Source organism: Variovorax sp. SPNA7, assembly GCF_033807855.1.
Taxonomy (GTDB): domain Bacteria; phylum Pseudomonadota; class Gammaproteobacteria; order Burkholderiales; family Burkholderiaceae_C; genus Variovorax; species Variovorax beijingensis.
On the sequence record NZ_CP138514.1, the window covers coordinates 663511 to 679899 of the forward strand.

Sequence of the window (16389 nt, forward strand, 5' to 3'; positions counted from 1 at the left end):
CCCACTCTCGCCGCCATCGGCCACCCAGGCCGTGCCCGCCAAGGCCTGGCGCGTGCTGGCTGTGAGCACGCTGGCGTTCACCGTCTGCTTCATGGTCTGGATGATGTTCGGCGTGATCGGCATCCCGATCCGCAAGGCGCTCAACCTCAACGCGACCGAGTTCGGCCTGCTCACGGCGATGCCGGTGCTCACGGGCTCGCTGGTGCGCGTGCCGCTGGGCATCTGGACCGACCGCTTCGGCGGGCGCATCGTCATGACGCTGCTGATGGCCGCCACCGTGCCCGCCATCTGGCTGATGTCCTACGCCACACAGTACTGGCACTTCATCGTGCTGGGCATGTTCGTCGGACTCGCGGGCGGCTCGTTCTCGGTCGGCACGCCGTACGTGGCGCGCTGGTTTCCGCGCAGTCGGCAGGGCTTTGCGATGGGCATCTACGGCGCCGGCAATTCGGGTGCGGCCGTCAACAAGTTCGTGGCGCCGGCCATCGTGGTGGCCTTCGGCTGGGCCGTGGTGCCGCAGGTCTACGCGGCGATCATGCTCGGCGCCACGGTCCTGTTCTGGATGCTGAGCGCCAGCGATCCCGCGCACCTGGCGGGCAAGAGCGCCGGCTTTGCCGAGCAGCTCAGGACGCTGAAGGATCCGCGCGTGCTGCGCTACTGCCAGTACTACAGCATCGTGTTCGGCGGCTATGTCGCCATCTCGCTGTGGATGGTGCAGTACTACGTCGGCGAGTACGGCCTGGACATTCGCATTGCCGCACTGCTGGCGGCCTGCTTCTCGCTGCCGGGCGGCGTGCTGCGCGCCGCGGGCGGCTGGCTCTCCGACCGGTACGGCGCGCACAGCGTCACCTGGTGGGTCATGTGGGTGTGCTGGATCTGCCTGTTCCTGCTGAGCTATCCGCAGACCGATCTCACGCTCCTCACGGTGAACGGCCCGCGCACCTTCCACATCGGCCTGAACGTCTACAGCTTCACCGCGCTGATGTTCGTGCTCGGCATTGCCATGGCCTTCGGCAAGGCCAGCGTCTTCAAGTACATCAGCGACGACTATCCCACCAACATCGGCGCGATCAGCGGCGTCGTCGGCCTGGCCGGTGGGTTGGGCGGCTTCGTGCTGCCCGTGATGTTCGGCGCGCTGATGGACCTCACGGGCATCCGCTCGAGCGCCTTCATGCTGATGTACGGCGTGGTGTGGGTCTCTCTCGTCTGGATGTACTGGACCGAAGTGCGCGGCACCCAGGTCATGGGTGTCAAGCGCGCACGGACCCCGAACCTCAACCTGGAACCCGAATCATGAGCACCAGCACCATCGCCGTTCCCCCGGGAACAACCGGCGGCCGCGCCGACATCGCCGACTGGCGCCCCGAGGACGAGCAGTTCTGGGAGAGCACCGGCAGGCACATCGCATGGCGCAACCTGTGGCTGTCGGTGCCCGCCCTGCTGTGCGCCTTCGCGGTGTGGGGCATGTGGGGAATCATCACCGTGCAGATGAACAACCTGGGCTTTCCCTTCACCCAGGCCGAGCTGTTCACGCTCACCGCCATCGCGGGCCTGGCCGGCGCCACCATGCGCATTCCAGCGGCGTTCCTGATCCGCCTGGCGGGCGGGCGCAACACCATCTTCCTGACCACGGCGATGCTGCTGGCGCCGGCCATCGGCACCGGCATCGCGCTGCAGCACAAGGAGTGGCCGCTGTGGGTGTTCCAGCTCATGGCGCTATGGTCGGGCGTGGGCGGCGGCAACTTCGCCAGCTCGATGTCCAACATCAGCACCTTCTTTCCCAAGCGCCTGCAGGGCACCGCGCTGGGCCTGAACGCGGGCATCGGCAACTTCGGCGTCACGACCATGCAGATCGTCATCCCGCTGGTGATGACCGTGGGCCTCCTGGGCAGCATCGGCGGCGAGCCGATGACGCTGCTCAAGGACAGCGGCTGGATCATGGGCAAGATCACCGCCGGCACGCCCACCTGGATCCAGAACGCGGGCTTCGCCTGGGTGCTGTCGCTGGTGCCGCTGTCGATCCTGTGCTGGCTCGGCATGAACAACCTGCGCACCGTCTCACCCGACACCGGCGGCGTGGTCCAGGCCTTCCTGAAGATCATCTGGCTGTACACGCTGTCGTTCGCCCCGGCGATCGCGGGCCTGTACCTGTACCTGCCGGCGCCCACGGGCCTGGGCCTGCTCAACATGTGGGTGGCCATGCCGCTGATCATCGTGGCCACGCTGTTCACCATGAAGCTCGCCGCGTTCGGCACGATGAAGGAGAACATCGCCAGGCAGTTCGAGATCTTCCGCGACAAGCACACGTGGTCGATGACGGCCCTGTACATCGTGACCTTCGGCTCCTTCATCGGCTTCTCGATGGCGCTGCCGCTGTCGATCGCGGTGATCTTCGGCATCAGCCACGTGCCCGACGCGGCCGGCGTGCTGCAGCACACGCTGAAGAACCCGAACGCGCCCTCGGCCTTCACCTACGCGTGGATCGGCCCCTTCGTCGGCGCGCTGATCCGCCCGGTGGGCGGCTGGATCTCGGACAAGGTGGGCGGGTCGATCGTCACGCAGGTGATCTCCGCGGTGATGGTGGTGGCCTCGGCCGCCGTGGGCTACGTGATGCTGCTGGCCTACAGCTCGCCGCAGCCAGAACAGTATTTCCTGCCCTTCATGCTGCTGTTCGTGCTGCTGTTCGCGGCCAGCGGCATCGGCAACGGCTCCACCTTCCGCACCATCGGCGTGATCTTCGACCGCGCCAAGGCCGGCCCGGTGCTGGGCTGGACCTCCGCCATTGCGGCCTACGGCGCCTTCATCGCGCCCGTGGTCATCGGCGCCCAGATCAAGGCCGGCACGCCGCAGTACGCGATGTACGGCTTTGCCGTGTTCTACGCGCTGTGCCTCGTTCTCAACTGGTGGTTCTACCTGCGCCGCGGCGCCTATGTGAAGAACCCTTGAGCCAACCAGTCAGCCAGCCAATCGAACCCATACGAAAGACCCACGATGAGCCACTTTCTCGACCGCCTGACCTACTTCGCGCAGCCGCGCGAATCCTTCGCCGAAGGCCATGGCCAGGTCACCGGTGAAGACCGCACCTGGGAGGACGCCTACCGCACGCGCTGGGCGCACGACAAGATCGTGCGCAGCACGCACGGCGTGAACTGCACGGGCTCCTGCTCGTGGAAGATCTACGTCAAGGGCGGCATCGTCACCTGGGAAACCCAGCAGACCGACTATCCGCGCACCCGCTGGGACATGCCCAACCACGAGCCGCGCGGCTGCGCGCGCGGCGCCAGCTACAGCTGGTACCTGTACAGCGCCAACCGCGTCAAGTACCCGATGGTGCGCGGCGCGCTGCTCAAGGCATGGCGCGAAGCGCGCAAGACGCTCGCGCCCGTCGAGGCCTGGGCCTCCATCGTGCAGGACGAGGCCACGCGCCGCAGCTACCAGAGCGTGCGCGGCCTCGGGGGCTTCGCGCGCTCGGGCTGGGACGAGGTCAACGAGATCGTCGCGGCCAGCAACATCCACACCATCCGCCGCCACGGGCCCGACCGCATCATCGGCTTCTCGCCGATTCCCGCCATGTCGATGGTGAGCTACGCCGCGGGCAGCCGCTACCTGAGCCTGATCGGCGGCGTGTGCATGAGCTTCTACGACTGGTACTGCGACCTGCCGCCGGCCAGCCCCCAGGTGTGGGGCGAGCAGACCGACGTGCCGGAATCGGCCGACTGGTACAACTCCAGCTACATCATCGCCTGGGGCTCCAACGTGCCGCAGACGCGCACGCCGGACGCGCACTTCTTCACCGAGGTCCGCTACAAGGGCGCCAAGACGGTCGCCATCACGCCCGACTACTCCGAGGTCGCCAAGCTGTCGGACCTGTGGATGCATCCCAAGCAGGGCACCGATGCCGCTGTCGCCATGGCCATGGGCCACGTGATCCTCAAGGAGTTCTACTTCGACCGGCGCAGCGCCTACTTCGACGACTACGCCCGCCGCTACACCGACCTGCCGATGCTGGTCATGCTCAAGGCGCACACCCTGCCCTCGGGCGAACAAGTGATGGTGCCCGACCGCTACCTGCGGGCCTCTGACTTCGACGACCGGCTCGGGCAGCCGAACAACCCCGAATGGAAGACCGTCGCGCTGGCCGAGGACGGCCGCGTGGTGGTGCCGCAGGGCGCCATCGGCTTTCGCTGGGGCGCGGACGGCCGCGCCGATGCCGGGCAGTGGAACCTCGAGGCCAAGGAGGCGGAGCACGGCGCCGAGGTGAAGCTCACGCTGTCGCTGCTCGACGACGCGGCCACGGCGATCCAGCCCGCGCAGATCGGCTTCCCCTACTTCGGCGGCATCGAGAGCGAGCACTTTCCGAACAACGCGCAAAGCGACGTGCTGGTGCGCACGGTGCCGGTGCGGCTCATCGCGCTCGGCGCGGAAGGCCAGACCGCGCTGGTCGCCACGGTGTTCGACCTGCAGGCCGCCAACTACGGCCTGGCGCGCGGCCTGCCGGGCGAGATGGCCGCCACCGGCTACGACGTCGACACGCCCTACACGCCGGCCTGGCAGGAAAAGATCACCGGCGTACCGCGCGACCAGGTCATCACCGTGGCGCGCGAGTTCGCGGCCAATGCCGAGAAGACGCACGGCAAGTCGATGGTGATCATCGGCGCGGCCATGAACCACTGGTACCACAGCGACATGAACTACCGCGGCGTCATCAACATCCTGATGATGTGCGGCTGCATCGGCCAGAGCGGCGGCGGCTGGGCCCATTACGTGGGCCAGGAAAAACTGCGCCCGCAGACCGGCTGGACGCCGCTGGCCTTCGCGCTCGACTGGATCCGCCCGCCGCGGCAGATGAACTCCACGAGCTTCTTCTACGCCCACACCGACCAGTGGCGCTACGAGAAGCTCGGCATGGAGGAAGTGCTGTCCCCGCTGGCCGACAAGGCCGCATTCGCCGGCACGATGATCGACTACAACGTGCGCGCCGAGCGCATGGGCTGGCTGCCGTCGGCACCGCAGCTGCAGACCAATCCGCTGCAGGTGGCGCGCGACGCGCAGGCCGCCGGCCTCGACGGCGCGGCCTACACCGCCAGGGGGCTGAAGGACGGCACGCTGCGCATGAGCTGCGAAGACCCCGACCATCCCTCGAACTGGCCGCGCAACATGTTCGTGTGGCGCTCCAACATCCTGGGCTCCTCGGGCAAGGGGCACGAGTACTTCCTCAAGCACCTGCTGGGCACCACGCACGGCGTGCAGGGCAAGGACCTCGGGCCCGACGACGCCAAGCCGACCGAAGTGGTCTGGCACGACAAGGCGCCCGAGGGCAAGCTCGACCTGCTGGTGACGCTCGACTTCCGCATGAGCACCACCTGCCTCTACTCGGACATCGTGCTGCCGACCGCCACCTGGTACGAGAAGAACGACCTCAACACCAGCGACATGCACCCCTTCATCCATCCGCTGTCGACCGCGGTCGACCCGGCATGGCAGGCGCGCAGCGACTGGGAGATCTACAAGGGCTTCGCACGCACCTTCAGCGCCATGTGCCCGGGCCACCTGGGCGTCGAGAAGGAAGTGGTGCTCACGCCGCTGATGCACGACTCGCCCGCCGAGCTGGCACAGCCCTTCGGCGTGGCCGACTGGAAGCGCGGCGAGTGCGAGCTGATCCCCGGCAAGACCGCGCCGCAGATCGCGGTGGTCGAGCGCGACTATCCCAACCTCTACAAGCGCTTCACCGCGCTGGGCCCGCTGCTCAAGAAGATCGGCAACGGCGGCAAGGGCATCGGCTGGAACACGGAAGTGGAGGTGGACGAACTCGGCAACCTCAACGGCCGCGTCACCGACCCCGGCGTCACCGAGGGCATGCCGAGCATCGACACCGACATCGACGCCTGCGAAGTCGTGCTGCAGCTGGCGCCCGAAACCAACGGCCACGTGGCCGTGAAGGCGTGGAAGGCCCTGGGCAAGCAGACCGGACGCGACCACACGCACCTGGCGATCTACCGCGAGGACGAGAAGATCCGCTTCCGCGACATCCAGGCGCAGCCGCGCAAGATCATCTCCTCGCCCACCTGGAGCGGCATCGAGAGCGAGAAGGTCTCCTACAACGCCGGCTACACCAACGTCCACGAGCTGATCCCATGGCGCACCCTGACCGGCCGCCAGCAGTTCTACCTGGACCATCCGTGGATGCGCGCCTTCGGCGAGAGCCTGGCGGTCTACCGCCCGCCGGTCGACCTGAAGACCACCAAGGACATCCACAACATCCGCAGCAACGGCAACAAGGAGATCCAGCTCAACTTCATCACGCCGCACCAGAAGTGGGGCATCCACTCCACCTACACCGACAACCTGCTGATGCTCACGCTGAACCGCGGCGGGCCGGTGGTATGGCTGTCGGAGGACGACGCGAAGAGCGCCGGCATTGTCGACAACGACTGGGTCGAGCTGTTCAACATCAACGGCGCCATTGCGGCGCGCGCGGTGGTGAGCCAGCGCGTCAATCCGGGCATGGTGATGATGTACCACGCGCAGGAGAAGATCATCAACACGCCGGGCTCCGAGATCACCGGCACGCGCGGCGGCATCCACAACTCGGTGACCCGCATCGTGCTGAAGCCCACCCACATGATCGGCGGCTACGCGCAGTTCAGCTATGGCTTCAACTACTACGGAACCATCGGCACCAACCGCGACGAATTCGTGGTGGTGCGCAAGATGAACAAGGTCGACTGGCTCGACACGCCCGCGGACGCGCCCCACGCGGCCGCCGCGGCGGCGGTTTGAACGAGGTACCCACGATGAAAATACGCGCGCAAATCGGCATGGTCCTGAACCTGGACAAGTGCATCGGCTGCCACACCTGCTCGGTCACCTGCAAGAACGTCTGGACCAGCCGGCCCGGCGTCGAGTACGCCTGGTTCAACAACGTCGAGACCAAGCCCGGCATCGGCTACCCCAAGGAATGGGAGAACCAGGGCAAATGGCAGGGAGGCTGGGTGCGCAAGCCCGACGGCTCCATCGAGCCGCGCCAGGGCGGCAAGTGGAGCCTGCTCATGCGCATCTTCTCCAACCCCAACCTGCCGCAGATCGACGACTACTACGAGCCCTTCACCTTCGACTACGAACACCTGCAGTCGGCCCCTGCGATGAAGGCACCGCCGACCGCGCGCCCGCGCAGCCTGATCACCGGCAAGCGCATGGAGAAGATCGAGTGGGGCCCGAACTGGGAAGAGATCCTGGGCGGCGAATTCTCCAAGCGCAGCAAGGACGCCAACCTGGACAGCTTCGACGCGGTGCAGAAGGAGATGGTCGGCCAGTTCGAGAACACCTTCATGATGTACCTGCCCAGGCTGTGCGAGCACTGCCTGAATCCGGCGTGCGTGGCTTCCTGCCCCTCGGGCTCGATCTACAAGCGCGAGGAAGACGGCATCGTGCTGATCGACCAGGACAAGTGCCGCGGCTGGCGCATGTGCGTCTCGGGCTGCCCCTACAAGAAGATCTACTACAACTGGCAAAGCGGCAAGGCCGAGAAGTGCATCTTCTGCTACCCACGCATCGAAGCCGGCCAGCCCACCGTCTGCTCCGAAACCTGCGTCGGGCGCATCCGCTACCTGGGCGTGGTGCTGTACGACGCCGACCGCATCCAGGAAGCGGCCAGCGTGCCGGACGAGAAGGACCTGTACGAAGCCCAGCTCGGCATCTTCCTCGACCCGCACGATCCGGAAGTGATCGCGCAGGCCCGGCGCGACGGCATTCCCGAGGCCTGGCTCGAAGGCGCGAGGAAGAGCCCGGTCTACAAGATGGCGATGGAGTGGAAGGTGGCGCTGCCGCTGCACCCCGAGTACCGCACGCTGCCGATGGTCTGGTACGTGCCGCCGCTGTCGCCGATCACCGCGGCCGCCAACGCGGGCCACGTGGGCACCAAGGGAGCGATTCCCGACGTCACGCAGATGCGCATCCCGGTGCAGTACCTGGCCAACCTGCTGACCGCGGGCGCCACCGAGCCGGTGATCCGTGCGCTCGAGCGCATGCTGGCCATGCGCACCTACCAGCGCGGCAAGCACGTCGACGACTTCGCGGACCCGGCCGTGCTGGCGCAGGTCGGCTTGACCGCCGCGCAGGTGGAAGAGATGTACCAGGTGATGGCCATCGCCAACTACGAAGACCGCTTCGTGATCCCCTCGACGCACCGCGAGTACGCAGAGAACACCTTCGACATGAAGGGCGGCTGCGGCTTCTCGTTCGGCAACGGTTGCTCCGACGGCAGCTCCGAAGCCAGCCTGTTCGGTGCCGCCAAGCGCCGCACGATTCCGATCCACGCCAAGGTCTGACGCCGGGAGCGAAACGATGAAAACCCAACGCCACACCCTTCGCGCGCTCGCCCTCTTGCTCGGCTATCCCGATGCCGAGGCGCGCGCACTCATGCCCCAGCTGGCCGATGCGATGGACGCCGAAGCGGCGCTGTCGCCGGCGCGCCGCAAGGAACTGCGGGCACTGGCCCGCGCGCTGGTCTCGGTCGACCCGATCGAGGCCGAGACGCAGTTCGTCGAACTGTTCGACCGCGGCCGCAGCACCTCGCTGCACCTGTTCGAGCATGTGCACGGCGACTCGCGCGAGCGCGGCCCGGCCATGATCGACCTGGTCCAGACCTACGAGAAATCGGGACTGCTGCTCGGACCGCATGAAGCGCCCGACCACCTGTGCGTGCTGCTCGAGTTCGCCTCCACGCAGCCGGCGGCGGTGGCGCGTGCGTTCCTCGGCGAGATGGCGCACATCCTGGCTTCCATCTTCAGCGCGCTGCGCAAGCGCGAGAGCGCCTACGCGAGCGTGCTGGCGGCCGTCATCGAGCTGGCCGGCCACAAGGCCGAAGCGGTGGCGGTGGCCGACGACCAGCCGATCGACGAGAGCTGGGCCGAGCCCATCGTCTTCGACGGCTGCAGCACGCAGGGCCAGGCCCGGCCCGGCGCTGCGCAGCCCATCCACATCGTCCGCAAGGCGGCAGCACCCGCCCCCAGTGGAGCCCCCGTATGAACGCCCTCGACAACTTCATCTTCGGCATCTATCCGTACATCTGCCTGAGCGTCTTCTTCATCGGCAGCCTGATCCGGTTCGACCGCGACCAGTACACCTGGAAGAGCGACTCCTCGCAGCTCTTGCGCGCCGGCCAGCTGCGCTGGGGCAGCAACCTGTTCCACGTGGGCGTGCTGTTCCTGTTCTTCGGCCACAGCGTCGGCATGCTGACGCCGCACTTCCTGTACGAGCCGTTCATCGGTGCCGGCAGCAAGCAGCTGGTGGCGATGATCTCGGGCGGCGTGGCCGGCCTGCTGGGCTTTGCCGGCGTCACGATCCTGCTGCACCGGCGGCTCGGCGACGAGCGCATCCGCCTCAACTCCAGGACCAGCGACATCGTGCTGCTGGTGCTGCTGTGGCTGCAGCTGGCACTCGGCCTGGCGACCATTCCGCTGTCGGCGCAGCATCTGGACGGCAGCATGATGGTGCTGCTGGCCGAATGGGCGCAGCGCATCGTCACCTTCCGCGGCGGTGCGGTGGAACTGCTGGACGGCGCGAGCTGGGTCTTCAAGGCCCACATGTTCCTCGGCATGTCGATCTTCCTGGTCTTCCCGTTCACGCGGCTGGTGCATGTCTGGAGCGGCTTCGCCACGGTGGGCTATGTCTTCCGGCCCTACCAGGTGGTGCGCAGCCGCCGGGCGCTGGTGTCCGGCAAGCCGGCATCGGCGGCCGCGCCGAGCGCCGCGCCGCATGCGCCGCCCAAGGCGGTGCCAAGCGGCGCCGCGGCCAGGTCGACGGGGGTGGCCCGGTGAGCGCCGGCGAATGCGCGGCGATCAACGGCGTCGCGCTGCACCTGCCGGGCGAACGTCCGGACGAATACAGCCTGCGCGAGGCGGCCTGGGCCGAGCTGCTGCGGCAAGAGGCCGTCGTGCGCGGGCTGCTGCCGCCTTCGGATGCGCTTCTCGCGCCGCGCCTCAACACAGCCGAGCAGGCGGTGATCCAGCAGATGCTCGACGACGAGATCGAGGTGCCCGCGGCCAGCGAGGACGAGTGCCGCCGCTACTACGCGGCGCGCAGCGCGCACTTCGCCATCGGCCGCCGCGTGCATGCACGCCACATCCTGTTTGCCGTGACGGACGGCATCAACGTGGCGGCGCTGGCCGCGCGCGCCGAGCAGGCCCTGCTCGAACTGCGCCACAGGGAGGCCGCGCCCGGCCGCTTCGCCGAACTCGCGCGGACCTTGTCCAACTGCCCGAGCGGCGCCGATGGTGGCGACCTCGGCTGGATCGGCCCGGACGATTGCGCCGACGAGCTCACGGCCGAGCTGTTCCACAACACCGAGCGGCTCGATGCGCTGGGCCTGCATCCGCGTCTGGTCCACAGCCGCTACGGCTTCCACATCGTCGAGGTGCTCGCGCGCGATGCGGGGCGCCGGCAATCCTTCGAAGAGGTGGGCCCGCGCATCGCGGTGCAGTTGGCCCAGCAATCGCGCGCCAAGGCCCTGCACCAGTACATGCAGCTGCTGGCCGGCCGCGCCGAGCTGAACGGCCTGGTCCTCGAAGGGGCGGACTCCCCGCTGGTGCAATGACCGCCCAGGAACCTGACGACCTGCTCTTGCGCCTGCGCAGGTTCCGCTCCGACTATTTTCCGCGGCACCAGCAGCGCTTCCAGGACCTGGTCGCCGAAGGCCAGCATCCGAAGACGCTCTTCATCGGCTGCTCGGACTCGCGGCTGATGCCCTACCTGCTGACCGGCACCGGCCCGGGCGAACTCTTCATCATCCGCAACGTCGGCGCGTTCGTACCGCCCTGCGACGGATCGCACGGGCTGCATGGCACGGTGGCCGCGATCGAATTCGCGCTGCTCGAGCTGAAGGTCGAACGCATCGTGGTGTGCGGCCACAGCCACTGCGGCGCGATCCGCGCGGCCTACGAAGGCGTGGCGGACGAAGCGGTTGCGCTCAAGTCATGGCTGCGGCTGGCCGACGAGGCGCTGCTGCCGGTGCGTCCCAGCCCCGCCGCGCTGCGCCGCAGCGAACAGCGCGCGGTGGTGCTGCAGCTCGAGCGCCTGATGGCCTACCCGATGGTGCGCAGCCGCGTCGAGCGCAACGCGCTCACGCTGCATGGCTGGCACTACGTGATCGAGGAAGGCGAAGTCCATGTGTTCGATGCCCAGGCGGGCGACTTCGTGCCCGCCTCGCTCGCCTCCAACGCCGGCACCGGCCCCTATCAACCTTATGTGGAACATGATGGATCGATCCTCTGACGAAACAGCAATCGCCCTGCAAGCGCTTTCGCGTGATGCGGGCCTGCGCAACTGGCGCCTCAAGGGCGTCGAACGCCTTCCCGTGATCCAGGGCGGCATGGGCGTGGGCGTGTCGGCCGGCCGGCTGGCCGGCACGGTCGCCGGGCTGGGCGGCATGGGCACGATCTCGGCCGTCGACCTGCGCCGGCTGCATCCCGACCTGATGGCCCGCACCGCCCACCTGAATGCCGAGCCGGACGCCGGGCAGCGCATCGATACCGCCAACCTCGAGGCGCTGGGCCGCGAGATCGCGCGGGCACGCGAGCTCTCCGGCGGGCGCGGCCTGGTGGCCGTGAACGTGATGAAGGCGCTGACCGCCTACGAGGCCTACCTGCGCCACGCCATGGCCTGCGGCATCGACGCGCTGGTGGTGGGCGCTGGCCTGCCGCTGGACCTGCCCGAGCTCGCGCGCGACCATCCCGAGGTGGCGCTGATCCCCATCCTCTCGGATGCGCGCGGCGTGCAGCTGGTGGTGCGCAAGTGGGAGAAGAAGGGCCGCCTGCCCGACGCCATCGTGATCGAGCATCCGCGGCTCGCGGGCGGCCACCTGGGCGCTGCCAAGGTGGCCGACCTGCAGGACCCGCGCTTCGACTTCGAGGTCGCCATTCCGCAGGTGCTCGAATTCTTCAAGACGGCCGGCCTCGAGGGGCGCATTCCGCTGATCGCGGCCGGCGGCATCGGCAGCCTGGAAGACATCCGGCGCCTGCAGGGCATCGGCGCCGCGGCGGTGCAGCTGGGCACCGCGTTCGCGGTGACCGCCGAATGCGATGCGCACCCGGCCTTCAAGCAGGTGCTGGCCGACGCCCAGCCCGCCGACATCGTCGAGTTCGTCAGCACTGCCGGCCTGCCGGCGCGCGCGGTGCGCACGCCATGGCTCGACAAGTACCTGCGGCTGGAGCCGCGGCTGCAGCACAAGGCGCACAAGAAGGAAAGCTGCACCATGCGCTTCGACTGCCTGGCGCACTGCGGCCTGCGCGACGGCACCCCGAGCTGGGGCCAGTTCTGCATCGACAAGACGCTGGGGCACGCGCTGGAAGGCCACCTCGACCGCGGCCTGTTCTTCCGCGGTGCGGGGACGCTGCCCTTCGGCAGCGAGATCCGTCCCGTGCGCGACCTGATGCGATGGCTGCTCGGCGGCATCCGTCCGGCCGGCCTGGCCGGGGAGGCCGCGGCATGAAGCGCGAAGACGCCAAAAAAATGGAGCCGCTGCCCGTGCAGCCCATCAGCCGCGACGTGCTGCATGAAAAATACCTGAAGCCGGGCGAGACCGACGTCGAGGCCCTGTTCGCGCGCGTGGCGCGTGCGCTGGCCTTGGTCGAAGCCGAGGAAGAACGCGCGCCATGGGAGGCGCGCTTCCTCGCCAACCTGCGCGCCGGCGCGATCGGCGCCGGCCGCATCATGAGCGCCGCGGGCACCGAGCTGGAGGCCACGCTGATCAACTGCTTCGTGCAGCCGGTGGGCGACTGCATCCAGGGCCAGGACGCCGGGGGCTACGCGGGCATCTACGAGGCGCTGCGCGAGGCCGCCGAGACCATGCGCCGCGGCGGCGGCGTCGGCTACGACTTCTCGCGCATCCGACCGCGCGGCGCGCAGGTGCGCACCACCGCGTCCACGGCATCGGGCCCGTGCAGCTACATCGACGTGTTCGACCGCTCCTGCGCCACGGTGGAGAGCGCGGGCGCGCGCCGCGGCGCGCAGATGGGCGTGCTGCGCATCGACCACCCCGACGTGCTGGACTTCATCACGGCCAAGCGCACGCCGGGGCGCTGGAACAACTTCAACGTGTCGGTGGCGGTGAGCGACAAGTTCATGCGTGCGCTGGCGGACGACGAGGAATGGCCGCTGGTGCACAGCGCCAGGCCCGGCGCCGAGCTGATCGCGCGCGGTGCGGCGCAGGCCGCCGACGGCAGCTGGGTCTACCGCAGCCTGCCGGCGCGCGAGCTGTGGGACCTGGTGATGCGCTCGACCTACGACTTCGCCGAGCCCGGCATCCTGTTCACCGACACCATCAACAACGACAACAACCTGCGCTACTGCGAGCACATCGAGGCGACCAACCCCTGCGGCGAGCAGCCGCTGCCGCCCTACGGATGCTGCGACCTCGGGCCGATCGTGCTGACGCGCTTCGTGGACCATCCCTTCGGCATCGGCGGTGCGGCGCACTTCGATCTCGCGCGCTTCGGCGAAGCCGTGGCGCTGCAGGTGCGTGCGCTCGACAACGTGCTGGACCTCACCTTCTGGCCCCTGCCCCAGCAGCGCGCCGAGGCCATGGCCAAGCGCCGCATCGGCGTGGGCTTCACGGGACTGGGCGACACGCTCACCATGCTGTGCCTGCGCTACGACCAGCCCGAGGGCCGGGCCATGGCGGTGCGCATCGCGCGCTGCCTGCGGGATGCCGCCTATGCCGCCTCGGTGGCGCTGGCGCGCGAGAAAGGCGCGTTCCCGCTGTTCGACGCGGAGCGCTACCTGGCGCACGGCACCTTCGCGAGCCGCCTGGACCCTGCGCTGCAGGAGCAGATCCGCATGCACGGCATCCGCAACAGCCACCTGGTCTCGATCGCGCCCACGGGCACGGTGAGCCTGGCCTTCGCCGACAACGCCTCCAACGGCATCGAGCCCGCGTTCTCGTGGAGCTACCGGCGCAAGAAGCGCGAGGCCGACGGCAGCACCACCGAGTACGACGTGGAGGACCACGCCTGGCGCCTGTACCGCTTCCTGGGCGGCGACACCGACCGGCTGCCGCCGTACTTCGTCTCGGCCCTGTCGATGCCCGCGGCCGGGCACCTGGCGATGATGGAAGCGGTGCAGCCCTTCGTCGACACCGCCATCTCGAAGACAGTGAACGTGCCCGCCGACTATCCCTACGAGGACTTCAAGGGCCTCTACCTGCAGGCCTGGACCGCCCGCCTCAAGGGCCTGGCCACCTACCGGCCCAACGGCATCCTGGGCGCCGTGCTGGAGGTCGCGCCGGCGGTGCAGCCGGAGACCCGCATCGCCGCCGATCCGATGCGCGCGATGATCGAGAGCCGCCCGAAGGGCGCGCTGGATGCCGTCGCCGAGAAGATCGAGTACTGGACGCAGCAGGGCCGGCAGACGCTCTACCTGGTGGTGTCCTTCCTGCCGCTGGCCGACGGCCGCGAGCGGGCGGTGGAATTCTTCATGCCGGTGGGCCAGAGCGGCGAGTCGCAGCAATGGATCACCGCGAGCATGCGGCTGCTGTCGCTGGCCGCGCGCGGCGGTTTTCTCGAACGCGCGCTCGCCGACATGCGCAAGGTCGCCTGGGACCGCGGGCCGGTGCGCCTGGGCCACCACCTGAAGGCCGACGGCACCCAGGTGCCGATGTGGCACGACTCCGAAGTGGGCGCCATCGCCTATGCGATCCAGCAGCTGATCGCGCGCCGCGCGGGCCAGGCGCCCGCGGCACCGGACGTGCCGGCAGCGCCGGTGGCCGCGGCGGCCCCGATGGCGGGCGCCAAGTGCCCCGAATGCGGCGCCCACGCCATGATCCGCAAGGACGGCTGCGACTACTGCACGCAGTGCGGACACCTCGGGAGCTGCGGATGAATGCGGTGGCCCATGCTGCGGCCGAGCCGCCCGCGAGCGCGCGGCAACTGGCCGCGCTGATGGAGGCGCGCCGCACCGTGCTGCCCAAACGGCTCGGCGCGCCGGGGCCCGATCGTGCCGAGTTCGAACAGATCCTCGGCTCAGCAGCCTCGGCGCCGGACCACGGCGGCCTGGTGCCCTGGCGCTTCGTCGTCGTGCCGCCGCCGCAGCGCGGGCGCCTCGCCGATGTGTTCGCGCAGGCGCTGCTGCAGCGCGACGACGCCGCCACGCCCGAGCAGCAGGGCCAGGCGCGCGAGAAGGCCTTCCGCGCGCCGCTGCTGATGCTCGCGATCGTTCGGATGGGCCCCGGCAGCGAGGAGATCCCGGCCACCGAGCGCATCCTGTCGGCCGGATGCGCCATCCAGAACATGCTGCTGGCCGCGACCGCCCTGGGCTACGGCTCGGCGCTGACCAGCGGCAAGGCGCTGCAGTCGGACGCGCTGCGCGCCCTGTTCGCACTGGACCGGCACGACGAGCCGCTGTGCTTCGTCAGCGTGGGTTCGGTGACGGCGCCGAAGGCCGGTCCTGCGCGGCCCGCGCCCAGCCGCTACACGCGCGAACTGGGCGGCGCGCCGGAGCTTTCGCCATGCGGCTGATGCCTGCCGTGCGCGGTGCACTCAACACGCTGCTGCTCGGCCTGAACACGCTGCTCGCGTTCGCGCTGATGGTGCCGCCGGCGCTGGTCAAGCTGCTGGTGCCGGCCGACCGCGTGCGCGCCGGCTGCGACCGGTTGCTGAACGGGCTGGCCGGCGGCTGGGTCGCGGTCAACAACGCATGGATCGCGAGCGCGTGCCCCACGCCATGGCAGGTGCGCGGCGTCGAGGGCCTGAACCCGCGCGGCTGGTACCTGGTGTCGAGCAACCACCAGAGCTGGGTCGACATCCTGGTGCTGCAGCGCATCTTCCACGGGCGCATTCCCTTCCTCAAGTTCTTCCTCAAGCGCGAGCTCGTCTGGGTGCCGGTCATCGGGCTGGCGTGGTGGGCGCTCGACTTTCCTTTCATGAAGCGCGGCCGCGGCACCGGTCGCAGCGACCTTGCGACCACGCGGCGTTCGTGCGAGAAGTTCAAGCGCGTGCCGACGGCCGTCATCAACTTCGTCGAGGGCACGCGCTTCACCGCAGCCAAGCATGCCGCGCAGAACAGCAGCTACCGCCATCTGCTCGAGCCCCGGACGGGCGGCCTTGGCGTGGCGCTGGCCACCATGGGCGGGCAGTTCGAGGCGATGCTCGACGTGACCATCGTCTACCCCGAAGGGACGCCGAGCTTCTGGGCGCTCTTGTGCGGCGACGTGCGGGCCGTGGCGGTCGATGTCCGCCAGCGCGCCATACCACCCCATCTGCTAGGCACGGATCCGCCGGGCGACAAGGCGCGCCGCGCGCACACCCGCAAGTGGATCGAAGCCCAGTGGCAGGACAAGGACCGCCTGATCCAGGAGCGGCTGGCGGCGCGCCGCGGCGTTCGAAAGTAGCCGGGGCG

12 protein-coding genes are annotated in these 16389 nt (G+C 68.9%); all 12 read left to right on the forward strand.

Annotation, left to right across the window (positions count from 1 at the left end; genetic code table 11):
* Window positions 1-31 precede the first annotated feature (31 nt).
* The 12 genes from RZE77_RS30810 to RZE77_RS30865 are packed head-to-tail and all read left to right on the forward strand — an operon-like array spanning window position 32 to window position 16381.
* The gene (locus RZE77_RS30810) at window positions 32-1297 is read left to right on the forward strand and encodes an MFS transporter (RefSeq protein WP_319443444.1); all 1266 of its coding nucleotides are present in this window, start codon (window positions 32-34) and stop codon (window positions 1295-1297) included.
* Window positions 1294-2946, forward strand: coding sequence for an MFS transporter (locus RZE77_RS30815; RefSeq protein WP_319442483.1), 1653 nt, complete (start codon window positions 1294-1296; stop codon window positions 2944-2946). Before RZE77_RS30810 ends, RZE77_RS30815 begins: the two co-directional genes overlap by 4 nt.
* A gap of 45 nt (window positions 2947-2991) precedes the next feature.
* A complete protein-coding gene (locus tag RZE77_RS30820) occupies window positions 2992-6780 on the forward strand; it encodes a nitrate reductase subunit alpha (RefSeq protein ID WP_319442484.1) in 3789 nt (1262 codons plus the stop codon).
* Between the two features lie 14 nt (window positions 6781-6794).
* Window positions 6795-8327: a nitrate reductase subunit beta gene (gene narH / locus RZE77_RS30825; RefSeq protein WP_319442485.1), complete on the forward strand. Its 1533-nt coding sequence runs from the start codon at window positions 6795-6797 to the stop codon at window positions 8325-8327.
* A gap of 16 nt (window positions 8328-8343) precedes the next feature.
* Complete coding sequence (narJ, locus tag RZE77_RS30830; protein ID WP_319442486.1) at window positions 8344-9027, forward strand: nitrate reductase molybdenum cofactor assembly chaperone; 684 nt, start codon at window positions 8344-8346, stop codon at window positions 9025-9027.
* Window positions 9024-9818, forward strand: coding sequence for a respiratory nitrate reductase subunit gamma (gene narI, locus RZE77_RS30835; RefSeq protein WP_319442487.1), 795 nt, complete (start codon window positions 9024-9026; stop codon window positions 9816-9818). The genes narJ and narI overlap by 4 nt, the downstream gene beginning before the upstream one ends.
* The gene (locus tag RZE77_RS30840; RefSeq protein WP_319442488.1) at window positions 9815-10594 is read left to right on the forward strand and encodes a peptidylprolyl isomerase; all 780 of its coding nucleotides are present in this window, start codon (window positions 9815-9817) and stop codon (window positions 10592-10594) included. Before narI ends, RZE77_RS30840 begins: the two co-directional genes overlap by 4 nt.
* Window positions 10591-11271, forward strand: coding sequence for a carbonic anhydrase (locus tag RZE77_RS30845; RefSeq protein ID WP_125966172.1), 681 nt, complete (start codon window positions 10591-10593; stop codon window positions 11269-11271). Before RZE77_RS30840 ends, RZE77_RS30845 begins: the two co-directional genes overlap by 4 nt.
* The gene (locus RZE77_RS30850) at window positions 11255-12487 is read left to right on the forward strand and encodes an NAD(P)H-dependent flavin oxidoreductase (RefSeq protein ID WP_319442489.1); all 1233 of its coding nucleotides are present in this window, start codon (window positions 11255-11257) and stop codon (window positions 12485-12487) included. Before RZE77_RS30845 ends, RZE77_RS30850 begins: the two co-directional genes overlap by 17 nt.
* Complete coding sequence (locus tag RZE77_RS30855) at window positions 12484-14874, forward strand: adenosylcobalamin-dependent ribonucleoside-diphosphate reductase (RefSeq protein WP_319442490.1); 2391 nt, start codon at window positions 12484-12486, stop codon at window positions 14872-14874. The genes RZE77_RS30850 and RZE77_RS30855 overlap by 4 nt, the downstream gene beginning before the upstream one ends.
* Window positions 14871-15509: a nitroreductase family protein gene (locus RZE77_RS30860; RefSeq protein WP_319442491.1), complete on the forward strand. Its 639-nt coding sequence runs from the start codon at window positions 14871-14873 to the stop codon at window positions 15507-15509. Before RZE77_RS30855 ends, RZE77_RS30860 begins: the two co-directional genes overlap by 4 nt.
* Window positions 15500-16381 carry an acyltransferase gene (locus RZE77_RS30865; RefSeq protein WP_319442492.1) on the forward strand — a complete coding sequence of 294 codons (882 nt, stop codon included), beginning with the start codon at window positions 15500-15502 and terminating at the stop codon, window positions 16379-16381. The genes RZE77_RS30860 and RZE77_RS30865 overlap by 10 nt, the downstream gene beginning before the upstream one ends.
* The last annotated feature ends 8 nt before the right edge of the window (window positions 16382-16389 follow it).